Here is a 17,585-nt window from a genome sequence, read left to right on the forward strand (position 1 = left end):
ATGATTAATAGAAGACAGTTTTTATCTGGCGCAGCCGGTTTGGTTGCTGCTAGCACCTTTCCCAACACAGCATGGTTGAAAACAATTCAAAGTTCGCATACGAATGTTCTTATGTTTGCAATTGACGATTTGAATGATTGGATCGGCCCACTCGGTGGCCATCCACAAGCAAAAACACCTAACCTTGACCGACTTGCTTCTAAGGCAACAGTATTTAGCAATGCTCATGCATCAGCACCATTATGTGGGCCTTCACGAGCAAGTCTCATGACAGGACTTGCTCCATCGACAACAGGAATCTATGGTCATGTTGAAGATGATGACATAAAAAGCGCAAACGATAAGGCTAGCAGTGCGATATTTCTAAGTGAATATTTTGGAAAGCATGGTTACTATACTGCGGGCGTTGGAAAATTGTTCCACAAAAAAGTTGCGACTGGAAGCTTTGAAAATTATGGCGGAAGAGTCAACGGTTTTGGGCCTTATCCAGAAAAAACGATGAAATGGCACAAACAAGGAACCAGCACTGATTGGGGTGCGTTTCCTGATTCTGACGAACAAATGCCCGATTATGAGTATGCGCAATGGTTAGTTGATCAACTACAAATGAATCACGAAAGACCTTTCTTTATGGCTGGTGGCTTCATTAGACCACATGTGCCATGGCATGTACCGCAGAAATGGTTTGATCTTTATCCAGTAGAAGACATTGAGCTTCCTCCTTATTTACCGACTGATTTAGATGATGTACCTGAGTTGGCAAAATTGATTTCAGACTATCCACAAATGCCAACCACCGAATGGGCGATAGAAAATGATGAGTGGCGATATATTGTTCAAGGTTATTTAGCCTGTGTTTCATTTGTCGATGCCTGTATTGGACGTGTGCTGGATGCCTTAGAACAAAGTCCGTACGCTGACAATACAGCGATTGTATTGTGGGGAGATCACGGGTATCAACTTGGTGAGAAAAGTAAGTTTTCCAAGATGGCTTTATGGGAGAGGGCAACTCGTACACCCTTGATCATCAAGGTGCCCAATATTAATAAACCCCAAGTTGTAGACAAGCCAGTTAGTTTGTTGGATATCTACCCAACACTATTGAGTATTAGCGGATTACCAAAAAACAGTCAGAATGAAGGAAATGATCTTACGCCGTTAATTTTGGACCCTGACCGAGATTGGCCATATGTTGCGACAACAACCTTTGGTCCAAATAACCATAGTGTCAAGAGCGAACGCTATCGTTATACTCAATATGCTGACGGTTCTGAGGAGCTTTACGATCACAGCGTAGATTCTAATGAGTGGGTTAATTTGGCTGGTGATCCAAATTACACGGCAATCAAAAATGAGTTGATTGACAAACTACCAAAATACAACGCAAATTGGTCTCCCGTTTCCTTCTATACAGGGAATCCATATTTCAAAAACTTGACTTTAGAAGCTAGGCAGGATTTGCTTGAGCAGCGCTAAATCTTTCTGACTATCTAGACCTGAACATAGTACTGTTTTAGTCGATAATATTGAATTATTACTTTATCGGTAAATAAGCCATAGATTTTGCGAGATACAAGCTGATGACAGAAGCGTTAAACCCACGATGTTGAAGCCTGGCTAAAAAAGCAGTCTTTTATGACTGAGCGCTTTATTAGGACAACAACGTGCGGATCCCATCAAGGCCAGAACACTAGATGGTTCACAAACAGGCCGGATACATTGACGCAAACGTATTCTGGCAGCGAGCTTTTACTTGCAAAAACGGAGCAGACCATACATTTTTTACGATATCTAGCTCCTCCGTCTGTTCGGTTAGAAGCCGCTTCAATTTTGCATTTTCAGCGGCCAGTTCTTTTTCACGATCACTGACGCTGCTTGTCTGTCGAACCGCCTTACGCCAATTGTAGAGCTGAGATTCTTGAAGAGATAACTGCTTGGCTGCCGTGGACACTCCAACAGTTTCAGCTAGCTTGAGGGCTTCAGCTTTGAATTCAGGGGTATGCATTGTTCGTTTTTTCTTGTTTGTCATAGTTCACCTCGTTAGTTGTTGTACTCACTTAACGCGGTGTCCAAAACTGCTGGGGCGGATCAGAGGCAGAACGGTGTATTCGCGGTTTTGTGATCCAAAGGAAAATCAGTTTTGGCACCGCCTCAGATGCTGGAGACAAGTTCCGAAGCCGGATCCATACGCTCATCGAAACATGCAAAAAGCGAGGCTTATCAGCAATGTCTGTATTGAGCGAAATCATCACATCTGTCGTTGAGAAAAAGCCATACCCAAATGTTTTTGGCCTCTGAGCCAGGACCTCATGAGACTTTATCTTATATAGTCAAGCTATCCCGCTGAACGGTTACACTTCTCAGAGTGCTCATAGTCTTTCAGATGACGAAGTACTGTTGTTTCATGGATACGCAGCGCTTGAGAAATCATGGAGGTACTCCAACCTTCAGATGCAAGAAGTACCGCTTTTATACGGTCACGCACTCGACCGTCACGAGTCATATCATGCTGGCTTTTGAGTTCTTGTTTCTGCTTTTTGGTTAAAGTCATTTTCATTCATAGGACATAGCATGATCCTGATTTTCCAGGAAATCAAGCATCTTTAATGATCACGGGTATATGTTGGAGGCAGTACTTAGTGCCGGTTTAAACTCGGTGAGCAAAAACTAAACATTCATGCGGTCGCCCTGGGTGATGTCTATATTCGTTCTAATGAAGGTCAAAGGTTGCAACGTGTATATGTTGCGAAATAACTAAGTAATACACTATGAAATTCAGCCTAACTGAAAACTGGTTTTATTTACCTTGATTTGTGATTTTATCTTTTTATTATGTCAATTGTAATATTTGATTTTGCATGGTTATCGCGTCGTTTCGTGATGTGTCTATTGAGATCATTAAGGCTAGGGCAAATATTTACATAAAACAGAGTTAAGTTTGCGCATATTCGCGTGATTTAATTAGATTAAGAAGAATTATTTTGCGAATTTTGTGACTTGATCTAGGGTTACTTCGAAAGCAAACAAAACAGAGGAGAAGTGAAAATGAGATTACTAGTAGGTTGTATCGCCGCAGCGATGTCTTTGAGCGCATTTGCGATGACTGATCAAGAAGTATGTGAAGCTTATGGTGTGGCTTTAGCTTCAAACAGTGATAAAGGTAGAGTCGAGTTCATGTCTGAAATGGAGTCTCGCGTAAAAAACGATACATGGTCTTTAAGCTCTGAACAGTGCAATGAGATCGCGATGGAAAGTAAGTACGAGTTTGACTTAGATTTAGCCATTGATATGTCTTATTAAGTCTGCGCTAGGACGCATAGGTTTAGATCTTACGAAGTTCGTTTTATTTGTTCGATTTTTTGTGCTAATGCCTAAACGCCTAACCGGTATTTGGTTAGGCGTTTTTTAGTGTATAGAGTCTATTTGACTCGAACGTCAGCGTCTTCTTGTACACGCATAACCGGGCCATTATCACCAAGAAGGTAGAGATTTCTCCACTCTCTTTCGCCTTTCGGCTTTTCAGCTACAAAGAACCTAGCATCTGGGTGTGAGTTGGTGATCATTGCGGACATCGCCCAGCCTGATTGACCTTTTCGAAGGAGTTCTTTCTGTTTTTCGAAAGTTTCGCCACCGTCTTTGGAATTGAAGTAAGCGACAACACCGGCACCTTCTTCCTTATAGCCAAGGGCGAAAGTGATGTCGGTCGGTGATTTAATGAAGAAGTCGCCGCGAGTATCAACACCCCAGTTAACGGCTGCAGGGTTTACAGCAGTACCACCAACCCATTCTTCGCCAGTCCATCGAATGTGCGAAGTTTGCTTAGGCCCGCCCGTTTTCTTCACTCCCAAATCAACTCCAATATTAGTGCCGATATGAGGGTAACCATTCTGATCTAAGTGTACCGAACCGTTAAATGTCCATTTTTCACCCGTATCTAAAACTAGTGTTTTTTCATTAGCTAGTTCACGTGTTACAGGTAGGTCGAATGTATCACCTTCAATATTACGCCAGGTACCGGTTTTAGTGTTGAATACCATGTAGTAAGCATTGTGGCGTTCAGTTGTGTGGCCTCGACCATTATTTGCATGGACCTTCCAGCAAGGGTGGTAGTCATAAGTGATGATAATATCATCTCCATGCCCTTTGGTAGCCCAAGCGTACCAGCTGTCAACTGCTTCAATGTCTTCGCGATCTTTGTGTTTTAGAAACGATACTGGTTCGTCAAAGGTACGACCGTGATCTGTGGATTTTTGATACACCCAATCACTTTCATGGGCACCGTGGCGATAGAACAGATAAATATCACCGTTATCCATCTTAACGGCTTGGTTGTAGTTTCCGAAAGGTGGAATATTATCTAACTCTACCCATGCAGAAATGTCGTAAGGCTTCTTGGATACGATGTGTTTATTTTTGCCATCGTGGACATCACCTAGTGAATTTTCACCGTGACGTGCACTACCACCGTGTCCTCCGAAAAAGATGTGAATATAGCCTAAATCATCGATAATCATGGTTGGTTTGCCATGGTTATCAATAGGACGTCCAGATGGAGCCCAGTAGTTATCTTTGCCCAGTTCGCTGAATCCCGCTTTGATAGGACCTTGCCATTCGCCAGAGTTGTGATCGTAAGCGACAACGTAAGGATCTTCTAATGTCCCTTGATAAGTTAGGTAAGTAACACCGTTTTCGTGAATCCCCGCAGGCGCTTGTACTACAGCAAGGGGGTTACCAAACCCATTATCAGCAAAATAGTCAACCATGACTTGTTTGTCATTAATGTCTTGGGCATTAGCAGTAAATGAACCTGCAAGTAATGTAAGGGAGAAAATAGGAACTACTGTTTTTAGAACAGACCTGCGAGGGGAGGGGGAATAATGACGATTGTATAATTTTCTTAAAAGACCAAGTTTCATTTTTATTCCTTAAATATTGTATGATTGAGGCATAGTAAATTTTTATGTCAACTTGTGACAAAGTAAGTATGGAAATAGGGCTTTAAGTATTTTATGTAAGTTGCTTTTTTAACAAAGCACAATAATTATATTGTTTTTGGGAAATAATCTTTATAACTATTTTTGAATATTTGGAGGTCAATTTTTGCTGTGTGAATATGTATCGATGTTTTGCTAGAGAGATAAAAAACAATGAAGAAAAATGGGCTTTGCTTCATTGTTGATATTTTTGTGATTATTTAGCGTGAATTTATTCTATAATATTTTTCTCTTGATGATTAACTTTATCTAGCAACTTAGCGATAGCTTCAACATAATAATAATCGCCATAAATTAATGAACAATTTACGCCCAAACCTTTTGGCACGTTGAATGCTCCACCAGTCAAAATACCCTGTTCTTTGGGCTGATTAAATGTAGTATATTTTAGATGTAGACTGTGAAGGATATTGTTTGCCGCTTGTAGATATTTCTCAGCTTCTTTCTTGTCGTCAATTAAATCGGCAATCAACAACATCCCACTGGCTGCGCAGGCAGCAGCAGAAGTGTCTCGAGGTGTCGTTTCATCTTTTGGCGCTCTAAAGTCCCAATGTGGTACATGGTCATTAGGTAGGTGGCTCAAAAAGAAGTCAGCTGCTTTCATTGCTGTCTCAAGATACTTACGTTCCTTAGTGTACTTATAACTTAACGCAAATCCGTGTATTGCCCATGATGCGCCTCGACTCCAAGCAGAGTCTTCAGAATAACCTTGTCCACCGTGATAGGCTTTAACACCACCTTCCAGGTAATTGAATTCAACCATGTGTCGAACAGAACCATCTGGGCGAATAAACTCTTTTAAAACAGTATCGGCATGGGCTTTCGCAATTAATGAAAAACGTGGTGAATTAAGTTGCTCTGCTGCCCAATATAAGATTGGCAGATTCATCATACTATCTATGATGCTTAAGCCGCGAGGATCAGCACTGCTAACGTCATTCTTATTCCAAGCAGTAAGGAAATTACCACCGATGTTATAACGACTTGCTAAGTGGCTAGCCGCAGTCAAAGCGCGCGTTCGAGATTTTTCATTCCCGAGTAATTCATACTGTTTGATCGAAGTCAGTTGCCACATGAAACCGACATCATGATGGATGTTTACGTACTCCTCTAGAGGTTGATCCATCAGCTCTTCACGGTTAATCGCGATGGTTTTAAACGGCTCGTAACCCTCTTTTTCGTACAGTAACCATAAAAGTCCAGGCCAAAACCCAACAACCCAAGCCCAAGGAGCATGAGTATCACAATATTGACCATCAGTGGTCATTGACGGGAAGTTTACGGTTAACTCATCACTTGTTACTTTAACTTTGTTTACAATATCTGACCATGCGCTGTCTACCCATGATAAATCGTTATACATATATTACATCCCGGTGCTTAGTTAAAAACTCTCAATACAACGTATATGATAATGTAAGTTACCCCTGAGAAGTATGCCGATTTTTGGTGTCTTTAAGGGCATTTTTTGCTGCATCAGGAGTGTTAATCGAGATGATTAAAACATCCTAGCGCTGTCAGACATGTTGCGATATTCACGTGGTGAAATACCAAAATTAGTTCGGAATTTTTTATAAAAATCGCTTGTGTTAGAGAATCCAACCTCAATCGCTAGCTCATTAATACTAATATTTGTGACTTTGATCAAATCACAAAACTTGTTAAACCGAATGTCACGCAATAATGCATTGAAAGTTTTGCCACTTTCTTTCTTAATTAACTTAGAAAGGTTGTAGTTTTTCATATTAAGCTGCTCAGCAATAATGTTGAGATTTGCCTGTTGCAAATCTTTTTCAATATGACCGATTACTTGTGCCAGAATCTTGCTTTCATTAGATTTCTTATCGATGATCTGGGGTGTATCTTGAATCAGTTCTATGACGAGTAAACCAAGAATAAACTTGATTTTTGCCTCCATAAATTTTCCTTTAGTTGTTAATAAATCTATTATTTGATCTAATAATATTTCAATGGGCTCTTTGTCAAAAGTATCGAATATAAGTGCTTTTGAAGTAGAGTTTTTAAAAATGGCATCAATAAAAAAAGTTGAAAGGCTACTGCTGTCATCGATAAACTCAAAAATGTAGTTAAAAAACTTTTTGTGGACGATAAAGTTAATCATGATGTCATCTTTTAAAGAAGGTAGTATCTCATGAACGGCTCCAGGTCCCATGAAAAGAATTTGTCCTTTATTAAGTCGAATTTTTTCCCCCTCGATAATTTGATCCGACTTTCCATTTAAGATATAGCAAACCTCTACATAGTCATGGGTATGCGCGGGGTAATGAATATATCGTGTATGCTTTCTGATTGAAATCATCTTGCCTTTTGACACTAATCTTTCAAACGCAATTGTGTTTTTACTCACATCTTTAAATATTGACATGTCAATACTGTTCTGATTATCAAGTATCCCTCGCTCCTCAGCATTGTTGTCTTTCATGTATTCGGTAATTCTGTTCAATCCATGACTCATCGCTAACCACCTATTGAGTTGCTGTTGTAATTCTATCGATGCAAAAAATGCCCTATGGGACGTCAAAAATAGTCATTAATTATCTCTTTAAAGAAATATACAATGTAAAAGTGTCAAATAAATCAAAACACCGGTTCATTTGTGATCTTGTTCAAAGAGTTACAGTTTAAAAAGTTATTATGTGACATGCGTCACTTATATGTCTGAATATAATTTATTATGAAAGTCCATTTTTGTGATTAATTTACTTTGTTTTTAATCTGTTAATTTAAATGACTTGCAAAATATGTGATCTAGAGCGGTAAATTATTTACTAACTAATTTTAAAGTGTGATTGATATAACTTTTTTTAAAGAACAGTCGCAATTGAACCACATAAAAAGTAGTTGAGTTAACAAAAGATGAATAAATTCTGGTTTGAAAGGGTAGGTTTATGGTAGATATTGCGGTTGTCATTGTGTACTTTGGTTTTTTGATCGCTATTGGAATGGCGTTTAAATCATTTAGTGCTTCTACAAGTGATTATTTTCGTGGAGGCGGTAAAATGCTGTGGTGGATGGTGGGATCTACCTCATTTATGACTGCAGTAAGTGCAATGACTTTTACAGGTCATATGGGGAAGGCGCTAACAGGCGGTTTTGCCGTAGCAACGACAGTATTTTATGCTAATGCTTTAGGTTATTTGTGTAATTACTTGTTTTTTGCAGCCAAAGCACGCCAAATGCGTGTTATTACACCGCTAGAAGGTGTACGTATGCGTTTTGGTCCAGTGAATGAACAAGTCTTTACTTGGGCTAATGTCCCGTTAAGTGTACTACAAGCTTCAATATGGGTTAACGCGCTGGCAGTATTTACAAGTGCTGTTATCGGCATTCCACTTGAACAAACCATCATTGTAGCTGGTAGCGTTGTTTTATTTATGTCCCTTGTTGGCGGAAGCTGGGCTGTTGTTGCATCTGATTTCATGCAAATGATCATCCTGACAACGATGACGTTAGTAACTGGTGCTGTCGCAATCTGGAAGTCAGGTGGTTTAATGCCACTTATGGAGGCTGGATTGCCTGAGCAACCGTTTGTTGGTGACGGGTATAACCACACGTATTTGTTTGTTGGTTGGTTTATATTTATGTTTATCAAGCAGTTCTTTAGCACCAACAATATGGTTGACTCATATCGTTACATTTCAGCTAAAGATACAAAGAATGCAAGAAAAGCAGCGATGCTTGCAGGTACATTAATGCTAATTGGCCCCGTATTATGGTTTGTTCCTGCATGGTATGTTGCTGCACATTATCCTGATACAAGTACTTGGGGGTTAGCTGGATTAGGTAGCAAAGTTGCAGACGCAACCTACTTTATGTTTGTTAGTCGCGAAATGCCAGTAGGTATGGTCGGTTTGATGCTAGCTGCAATGTTTGCTGCCACCATGTCTTCGATGGACTCAGCATTAAACCGAAACGCTGGGATCATCCTTAAAAGTGTATACGAACCTTACTTCTGTAAGAATCACTCTGAAAAGCACCTGATCTTTGTCAGTAAACTTTTAACTGCGATGTTTGGTATTGTTATTATCATTGCAGCTTTATTCTTAACATCGTTAAAAGAGTTCGGTCTGTTCGATTTGACAATGCTTATTAGTACATTGATTGGATTTCCAATTTTGATCCCTTCTATTATGTGTTTCTTCGTGAGAAAAACACCTGATTGGGCAGGCTGGGGGACTGTGCTAGTCGGTATGGTGGTCTCTGGCATAATTGCGTTTGGGATGACACCTGAAGTTCTACAATCGATTCTGAATTTGGAACAGCCGCTAACTTCTCGTGAGTATACAGAGATGAAATCAGTGACTTTGGGCTTGATTGGTCATATGAGCATTACATTACCATTTTTTCTACTATCTCAGTATTTCTACAAAGGTCATTCTGAGCAGAGACAAAAAGAAGTGGATCAGTTCTTCTCTAACGTTGATACCGAAGTGATTGTGGAAGATACACCAGAAAGTATTGTAATGGATAACCGTCAGAATGGCGTATTAGGTAAAATGGTTCTGATCGCGTCACTATTCATTTTAAGCCTGACGTTAGTACCAAACCCTATGTGGGGTAGAATGCTATTTGTTATCATCGCATCTATTCTAGCCCTTGTTGGTTTTATTCTGGTTAAATCTAAGCGCTCGGTAGAAACAACAACCGTTACTGAACAAGAAGCTAATGCGTAGTTATAATAAGCTATTTTGCTATTAATTAATAATATATAAGTTTAAAAAGGCCTATTCATGTAGGTCTTTTTTTTGTCCCTATAAAAATCACAATTTTTATTTATATGGGGAGTGGGGAGCTTCATCAGATGTTTAAGGTGGGTTTATAACTGTTTAAGTATAGTGGATAGATAACCTGTTAGGTTTGTGGAAATAAGTTGAGGTTTTGCTCACGAAAAGTTTTGCTTGGTAAGAATATAATTATTGATAGTAGGTAAACTGACGTTACTTATAATTTATTCTTAACTGAATTCTACAGCTGTAGGTTGTGGAATAATAAGGTGATGTAATGATAGGTTTGAAAGTAAGAGAGAAAATTGCTTACGGAGCAGGGGATGCAGGCTGCGCTTTTGTATGGCAAACAGTGATGCTTTTCTTGGCATTTTTCTACACTGACGTCTTCGGATTGTCTCCTGCACATATGGGAACCATGTTCTTAATCGTCAGAATTCTTGATGCAATAACTGACCCTCTGATTGGTTCACTGGCAGATCGAACTAATTCAAAATTCGGCCGGTATCGCCCATACTTACTTTGGGTTGCTGTGCCATTTGGGATTTCTTGTATATTAGTTTTCTATACACCAGAGTTTGGAGAAATAGGCAAGCTAATATACGCATATGCTTCATATATATTCCTTACCTTAATGTACACAATGATCAATGTGCCTTATTGTGCGATGGCAAATACGCTTTCTAGTGATTCAAATGAAAGAACTAGTTTGCAGTCATATCGATTTACAATGACTTCAATTGCAGGCTTAGTGATTGTTGTTCTTGCAATGAAGCTTGTCGACTACATTGGTGATGGTGATTTACGACTGGGGTATATCGGTGCAATGTCGGTGATGTCTAGCCTTTCTGTTGTTCTATTCCTTTTTTGCTTTTTCAATGTCAAAGAGAAGCATGATGTTAGACAGACTAAAAGTGGCAACTTAAAAGATGACTTGAAACACTTGTCTAAGAATCCCGCATGGCGAGTGCTATTTATTCAGAACATCTTCATGCTAGTTGGCTTTGTGCTTAAAGATGCCGTCATTATTTATTATGTGGTGAGCTTTTTAGAAAGACCTGACTTAGTGGTAATATTTATGGTCTTAGGCAAATTGGCAGGTGTTTTAGGCGCGATGTGTGCGATACCTCTGTTTGGAAAACTTGATAAAGTTAAATCATATCAGATCATCAATTATCTAATGGGTATGTTTGCAGTATTAATGTTCTTCATACCAAGTAATCAAGTTAATTTACTCATTGCTCTGATGATTATTGTTAACTTTTTGAAAATGGCAGCAAGTCCATTCCTATGGAGTATGATGTCTGACGTGGTTGATTATGAAAAGCATCTTTCGGGACGCTCTCTAGGTGGTGTGGTTTTCTCAACAAATCTATTCTCAATTAAATTTGGAGTCGCGCTAGGTGGGGCCATGTTGGGTTGGTTGTTAGCCTTCGGTGGATATGTTGGAGGCGCAGAGGTTCAGTCTGGTAGCGCTCTAACAATGATTAATGCGTTATATACACTCATTCCTGGTACTATTTTTATCACAGTAGCAGCTATGGTTAACTTTTACCCACTTACTGAAAATCGCGTAAAAGAAGTAAAAGAGAGTTTAAATTAGAAGTTCTAAACCGCAATTATTTAATTGTTTATCTTTAATAGACTGCCTAATATTTATTGGCATTAACCTGTTAATGAGCTTCATTGCGGTAGTCTATTCACACATCTGGAGTTTGATAAGTGAAAAGTAGTCTTTTTTTTAGATCATGTTTAACCGCTATGATTGTTTCTTTGTCCGCGGGTAGTTATGCGGAAAATATTAAGGTTATTTCTAGTGATTATACTGATTCCAGTAATCAAATTGGTGAAGTGTATGATTTCTTTGATGTGAGCGTTCGAACTGAAAGAGGCAATCCGGTTGAGAAGCCAGCGAGGTTTGGTCGTAATGCCAAAGTAAACACGGTGCGCATGCTAGGAGGGTGGTATAACCAAGACCTTTCTGGCGATACCTACTTATGGGATGGTGAAAAGTTTACCTATAATTTTGAGGCTGCGACTCGTCGTATCGACCATTGGATTGAGAATGATTGGGATATATTCCAAATTGTTTTAGATAATCCTCCTTGGGCTTTCCAAGAGGGTTATAACTTCGTGGATGAGCCGGATGGTGTTCATTACCTCGCAAAAGATCGTGTCGGAGTTTATGGTAACGGCTTACCGCCACAAGACCCTAAAGCTTGGAATACGTACATTCAGTCATTTATTGGCCACCTTGTAGAGAAATATGGCAAAGAGACAGTAGCATCATGGCGATTTAGAGTCGGGTCAGAGATTGATACTCGACCACAGCACTGGTCTGCAACTCGTCAAGAGTTCTTTGAACACTATGAAAATACAGTGGATGCAGTACATGCTGTGTTGCCTGAAGCTGTGATTGGTGTTCACTTTAGGGAAGCTGATTTTGTTAGTCAGTATGTAGATTATACCGGTGAAAAAGAAGACGCGTACGCCACTCACTTTGTCAGTTGGGCCAAAGAAAATAGCGTGCCTTATGATTTCTTAGCGATATCTTACTATCCACAGGTCACACACCCGGAAGAGATGGATATGGATTCCGTCTATCAAAACCACATGGCACCAATTTTAGAACATGGTGATTATAATTCAGACGCGAGTTTTGAAATTCATGAGTTTAAATATATTGTAAAAATGAAGCGTGCTGGATTTTCAAGTGTTGAGTCCTCACACGGTTCGGCATTTTTTGCTTTGTTCTCAAAAATGATGTTAGAGAAGAATGTCAGTCGATTATTTCAATGGGGTAATGTAAAACGAGACGGTACCTATAACTCAGAAGCTCTCACTCAGTCTGCTCTTTTTGATATGGTTGGGAACGAGTTATACCAGAGCAATGTAGAGGGTGAGTCTAAGACAGCTGGTAACCTGATTGACGGTATTTTTACCCGCAAAGCAGATGATTCTGGTTTTGATGTTCTGATGTTCAGCTTTAACAAAGATGATTTTAACTATCACGATGATGAAACCATTAAAGTAGAATTAAAAGTTGATCAACCGAAAAATACCAATTATCGATATCGTGTTGCCCAGTTCGATCGCTCCAATAACCGAGAGCAGATGTTTTTTGCAGAGTTTCCGAAATCTAAACTATCTTCCAATGAAGGAGGGTGGAGAAATGACGATGTGCACCCTCTAGCCCCGGTGAATGACGCGCTTAATGAAGAAGGCCGCAAGTTCTTCAATAGTGTCAAAGATAAATATGATGGTGTGAATGAACTTAAGTGGAGTGAGTGGGAGACCTCCAGTGTTGATGATGGTGCTCAAGGTACTATAATTCAAATTACAAATACAATTCCTTCGTTCTCCGTCCAGAAGTACCAGATTGAGTGGTTGAATTAAGGAATCGCTACACGAAAAAACCTGATAAATAACGTATATAGTAGACACCTCTAATTATATTACTTAGAAAAATGATTAGAAACCCCTTGTCTACATTGGTGTAGCAAGGGTTTTCTTTAGCGCTTCATAAACCCCACATTTAATTAAGCTCCCCCAGAGACTTATGATTTTGTTTTCACTTATAAGAGACAATATCATAGTTCAACATCGACACAGCAACCAAGAATGGTTAACAATTTTAGAATAGCTTCCTCTTTGAAAGGGGGGGGCCGCAAGTATGGCATCAGTACCTCGACATTCTTTGCATAACGGCGCCTACTGGAGTGCCACAGTAATAATAAGCAAGGTGGGCTTGTCGATGCCGAAGTGGTTGAACATACTACCCATTACAAAGCCGCCAGTAATGATAATCCGTTCTCGGAATCATTGTTCAGGACATTAAAGTACAGGCCACAGTGGCCTTCATCCGGCTTCAAGAATTTGGACGATGCCAGAAGTTGGGTTAAGAACTTCGTCGAGTGGTAGAACGAAGAACACCGTCACAGTCGAATAGGCTTTGTGACTCCAGGGCAACGTCATCGTAATGAAGATGCTAAAATCCTGGCAAATAGAAAGACAGTATTCGAACAAGCAAAGGCTAAAAATCCAGAGCGTTGGTCTGGCGAAATAAGGAAGTGCGAACCTGCTGGGCCAGTTATGCTGACCCAGAGAAACCAGATATAAACGAGCAGCTGGACCAAGCTGCTTAAGTATGACTAGGCGACAACTACCTTGAAAAACACCGGACCAACCGGAACTAGTCTCGACTATTTACTTCCTTGGAACTTCACGCATCAATACTCGCCCCGTGGGATCGTCTGTCGGATACGAATTATTAACAAAAGTACGCAATTGCAAAAAATGACACTCTTTAGGGCAGATTAGAGCATTTTGGAAAGTTTGCATTCCGGTATTATTAAATTATTAAGTCGGAGGTTGTTATGAATTATTTTCTAGCCGTAGATATAGGTGCATCTAGTGGCAGGCACTTATTAGGTTACCTACAGAATGAAAAAATCATTCTCGAAGAAATTTACAGATTCACTAATAAGTTATCAGATAAAGATGGTCAACTTTGTTGGGATTTAGAGTCACTTTTTTCACATGTTTTGTCCGGCCTTGAAGAGTGCGTAAAGCTAAATAAAATACCTAAAAGCATTGGCATTGATACATGGGGTGTCGATTATGTTTTACTTGATAATAAAGATAATATAATCGGAAATACCGTGTCTTATCGTGATGAACGCACTAAAGGAGTAATGGATACTGTATGTAATCAAGTTGGTTGTAAAGAGATTTACAATAAAACCGGTATTCAGTTTATGAGCTTTAATACGTTATATCAACTAAGTTCAATGGTTCCTGAAGAGAAAAATCGTGCTTGTTCGTTTCTTATGATTCCTGAGTACCTTAACTTTCTACTCACTGGTAAGAAGGTTAATGAATATACCAATGCAACGACAACCCAGATGTTTAATTTGAACAATGATCAATGGGACAAAGACCTATTAGAAGTTGCGGGTGTTAAACCAGATATCTTCGGTCAAGCCCAACTTCCAGGGCATTGCATAGGTCGCTTCAAAGATAGCATACGAGACAAAGTTGGTTTTGACTGTGAGGTCGTATTGCCAGCTACTCATGATACCGGTTCAGCGTTTATTGCTAGCGTTTTTGATATAGAAGAAGAGGGCGTAATTTTAAGTTCTGGTACTTGGTCGCTATTAGGTAAGGAAATTGAAAAGCCTATCGTTTCAGATATATCTAGAAAAAACAACTTTACTAATGAAGGCGGGTACAACAAACGATTTCGTTTCCTGAAAAATATAATGGGACTGTGGATTATTCAAGAGGTTTCTAGAACGCTTGACTACAGATACTCATATGCAGAACTAGCTAAATTGGCGAGAGAATCAAGGGAGTTTACTTCAATAATTGATGTAAATGATGAACGCTTTTTTGTTAGTGAAAATATGATTGAAGAAATTGTTGATTATTGTAAAGAGACAGGTCAACCATATCCAACAGAAATCGGCGAGATTTGTATTTGTGTTTACCGCAGCCTTGCTAAGTGTTACTCAGAATTTATTAATGAGATGGTTGATATTACAGGAAAGGAAATCAGCAAGATTAATATCATTGGTGGTGGAAGCAAGAATGAACTTCTCAATGAACTGATTGCAGAAGAAACAGGGAAAGAAATTGTTGTTGGTCCAGTAGAGGCTACAGGCATGGGTAATATCATGGTTCAGATGTTATCGATGAGTGAAATTAATAGTTTAGAAACAGCGAAAAGCTACATAAAAAATAGTATTTAAGTAGGAATTATCATGGAAAATACTTTGAAAGATAGATATGAGTTAAGCAAGTCCCTTTATGCAAAATGGGGTATTGATGTTGATGCTGTTTTAGAAAAACTAAAGAGTGTTAAGGTATCTATTCACTGTTGGCAGGGTGATGACGTCACCGGTTTTGAAGAAGCCCGTCATGAGCTTTCTGGTGGTATTTCCGCTACAGGTAGCTACCCTGGCAAGGCAACCAATGCTCAAGAGTTACGAGCTGATTTAGACAAAGCCTTGAGCCTAATTCCTGGCACACACAAAATTAACCTTCATGCTCTGTACGCAGAAACACACGGTGAAGTTGTAGAACGTGACGAGCTAAAGCCAGAGCATTTCGCTGGTTGGGTTGAGTGGGCTAAAGAGCGTGGATTAGGGCTAGACTTTAACCCGAGCCTGTTCTCTCACCCTAAAGCAAGTGATGGTTTGACTCTTTCTCACCCAAACAAAGAAGTGCGTGATTTTTGGGTTAAACACTGTATTGCTTCGCGAAAAATTGGTGAATATCTTGGTAAAGAGTTAGATCAAACATGTCTAACTAATATCTGGATTCCAGATGGTTACAAAGATACTCCAAGTAATCGTTTTGAACCCCGTCAACGACTTAAGGAATCTTTAGATGAAATTTTCGCTGTAGAAGTCGATGAGAAATACAACAAAGACTCAGTTGAGTCTAAAGTCTTTGGTATCGGTGTAGAGTCATACACAGTTGGCTCTCACGAGTTTTACATGGGCTACGCGATTGCAAATAACAAACTTTGCCTATTAGATAATGGTCACTACCATCCAACGGAATCTGTCGCTGACAAGATTTCATCAATGCTGCTTTATCAAGATGAATTAGCTTTGCATGTTACTCGACCAGTGCGTTGGGATAGTGATCATGTGGTGACATTTAATGATGAAGTAAAAGAAATTGCTAAAGAGCTTGTCCGTACAGATAGCTTAGATAAGGTTTATTTGGGCTTGGACTTCTTCGATGCCAGTATTAACCGTGTCGCTGCTTGGGTATTAGGCACACGCAACATGCAAAAAGCGTTGCTTGAAGCGATGTTGATGCCAAATGAAAAACTCACCCAGTTGCAAAATGAAGGTGACTTTACTCAACGTTTGGTTCTCATGGAAGAGTTAAAAACATATCCACTTGGTGACATTTGGAACTACTTCTGTGAAATGAATGATGTACCAGCAAATGAAGACTGGTTCAGAGCAATCGAAATTTACGAAGAAGAAGTTCTGCTTAAGCGAGGTCAGTAATGGAACAGTTAGCATTTGTAAAAGAATTCAAGAAAACAGCTCAAGATGCGTGGCTAAAAGGTTGGCATGAGCGTAATGGCGGTAACTTGTCTTACCGACTCACTGAAGCTGAAGTGAAAGAAGCAAGCGCATTTTTCTCTGAGTCTGACACTTGGATCGATATTGGTGTTGCAGTACCAAACCTAGCGAATCAGTATTTTATCGTAACAGGTAGTGGCAAGTACTTTCGAAATGTTGAAGTTTGCATTGAAGAAAACGCTGGTGTTATTCAGGTTTCTCAAGATGGATCTCAATACAAGGTATTGTGGGGTCTTGAAAATAATGCAAAACCTACGAGTGAGTTACCAGCTCACCTAATGAACCATTCAGTTAAGTTTGATGTAACAGGCGGTAAGCATCGTGTTGTGATGCATTCGCACACAACTAACCTGATTGCTCTCACATTTGTTTTACCACTCGAGGCAGAGACATTTACCCGTGAGTTGTGGGAGATGGCAACCGAATGTCCTGTGGTTTTCCCTGATGGGGTAGGCATTGTTCCTTGGATGGTTCCTGGCGGCAAAGCGATTGCTGAGCATACTAGCGAGCTGATGAAAAAGTATGACGTCGCGATTTGGGCTCATCACGGCACTTTCTGCTCTGCCGAAGATTTGAGCTTAGCGTTTGGCCTTATGGATACGGTTGAAAAGGCTGCAGAGATCTTGGTTAAGGTGCTTGCGATGGGGGGGAAACGTCAAACAATTCAACCTCAAGAGTTTAAAGAGTTGGAATCAGCTTTCAATGTCAAATTGAATGAAAAAGTACTGGCTTAAGGGGGC

At 39.8% G+C, this 17,585-nt stretch carries 11 protein-coding genes and 4 pseudogenes; 10 read left to right on the top strand and 5 right to left on the bottom strand.

All coding sequences use genetic code 11. From position 1 onward, the window contains the following. Positions 1-1,476, top strand: a complete 1,476-nt coding sequence (locus tag ACVA58_RS13950; RefSeq protein WP_446511049.1) for a sulfatase — start codon at positions 1-3, stop codon at positions 1,474-1,476. Between the two features lie 304 nt (positions 1,477-1,780). Here the strand turns inward: ACVA58_RS13950 and ACVA58_RS13955 are convergent. After that, positions 1,781-2,029: pseudogene (locus tag ACVA58_RS13955) on the bottom strand (transposase); the annotation flags it as partial. Between the two features lie 59 nt (positions 2,030-2,088). Between ACVA58_RS13955 and ACVA58_RS13960 the strand changes: the two are divergent. Continuing rightward, a pseudogene (locus ACVA58_RS13960) lies at positions 2,089-2,298 on the top strand (IS66 family transposase); the annotation flags it as partial. Between the two features lie 40 nt (positions 2,299-2,338). On the opposite strand, the pseudogene ACVA58_RS13965 reads toward ACVA58_RS13960, so the two are convergent. Beyond that, positions 2,339-2,557: pseudogene (locus ACVA58_RS13965) on the bottom strand (helix-turn-helix domain-containing protein); the annotation flags it as partial. A gap of 488 nt (positions 2,558-3,045) precedes the next feature. On the opposite strand from ACVA58_RS13965, the gene ACVA58_RS13970 reads away from it, so the two are divergent. Beyond that, entirely contained in the window at positions 3,046-3,300 is a 255-nt protein-coding gene (locus ACVA58_RS13970; RefSeq protein WP_446511050.1) for a hypothetical protein, read from the top strand. A gap of 119 nt (positions 3,301-3,419) precedes the next feature. Here the strand turns inward: ACVA58_RS13970 and ACVA58_RS13975 are convergent, their stop codons facing one another. The 3 genes from ACVA58_RS13975 to ACVA58_RS13985 all read right to left on the bottom strand — a co-directional run bounded on the left by ACVA58_RS13975 (position 3,420) and on the right by ACVA58_RS13985 (position 7,470). Next, a complete protein-coding gene (locus ACVA58_RS13975; protein WP_446511051.1) occupies positions 3,420-4,916 on the bottom strand; it encodes a BNR-4 repeat-containing protein in 1,497 nt (498 codons plus the stop codon). A 289-nt stretch (positions 4,917-5,205) separates the two neighbouring features. Then, positions 5,206-6,357, bottom strand: coding sequence for a hypothetical protein (locus ACVA58_RS13980; protein ID WP_446511052.1), 1,152 nt, complete (start codon positions 6,355-6,357; stop codon positions 5,206-5,208). Positions 6,358-6,492: 135 nt separating this feature from the next. Beyond that, positions 6,493-7,470 (bottom strand): AraC family transcriptional regulator, encoded by a 978-nt coding sequence (locus tag ACVA58_RS13985; RefSeq protein WP_446511053.1) that lies wholly within the window; start codon positions 7,468-7,470, stop codon positions 6,493-6,495. A 433-nt stretch (positions 7,471-7,903) separates the two neighbouring features. Here ACVA58_RS13985 and ACVA58_RS13990 point away from each other — a divergent pair, with 433 nt between their 5' ends. The 7 genes and pseudogenes from ACVA58_RS13990 (at position 7,904) to rhaD (ending at position 17,579) form a co-directional block, all read left to right on the top strand. Further along, positions 7,904-9,688 carry a sodium:solute symporter family transporter gene (locus ACVA58_RS13990; RefSeq protein ID WP_446511054.1) on the top strand — a complete coding sequence of 595 codons (1,785 nt, stop codon included), beginning with the start codon at positions 7,904-7,906 and terminating at the stop codon, positions 9,686-9,688. A 328-nt stretch (positions 9,689-10,016) separates the two neighbouring features. Then, entirely contained in the window at positions 10,017-11,342 is a 1,326-nt protein-coding gene (locus tag ACVA58_RS13995; protein WP_446511055.1) for a glycoside-pentoside-hexuronide (GPH):cation symporter, read from the top strand. 119 nt (positions 11,343-11,461) lie between these two features. After that, positions 11,462-13,135, top strand: coding sequence for a GH39 family glycosyl hydrolase (locus ACVA58_RS14000; RefSeq protein WP_446511056.1), 1,674 nt, complete (start codon positions 11,462-11,464; stop codon positions 13,133-13,135). A gap of 399 nt (positions 13,136-13,534) precedes the next feature. After that, positions 13,535-13,858: pseudogene (locus ACVA58_RS14005) on the top strand (integrase core domain-containing protein); the annotation flags it as partial. A 257-nt stretch (positions 13,859-14,115) separates the two neighbouring features. Then, positions 14,116-15,489 (top strand): rhamnulokinase, encoded by a 1,374-nt coding sequence (rhaB, locus tag ACVA58_RS14010; RefSeq protein WP_446511057.1) that lies wholly within the window; start codon positions 14,116-14,118, stop codon positions 15,487-15,489. A 12-nt stretch (positions 15,490-15,501) separates the two neighbouring features. After that, positions 15,502-16,767 (top strand): L-rhamnose isomerase, encoded by a 1,266-nt coding sequence (locus ACVA58_RS14015; protein ID WP_446511058.1) that lies wholly within the window; start codon positions 15,502-15,504, stop codon positions 16,765-16,767. Then, entirely contained in the window at positions 16,767-17,579 is an 813-nt protein-coding gene (rhaD, locus tag ACVA58_RS14020) for a rhamnulose-1-phosphate aldolase (protein ID WP_446511059.1), read from the top strand. The genes ACVA58_RS14015 and rhaD overlap by 1 nt, the downstream gene beginning before the upstream one ends. Positions 17,580-17,585 lie beyond the last annotated feature (6 nt).

The organism is Photobacterium sp. DNB22_13_2 (assembly GCF_052873915.1).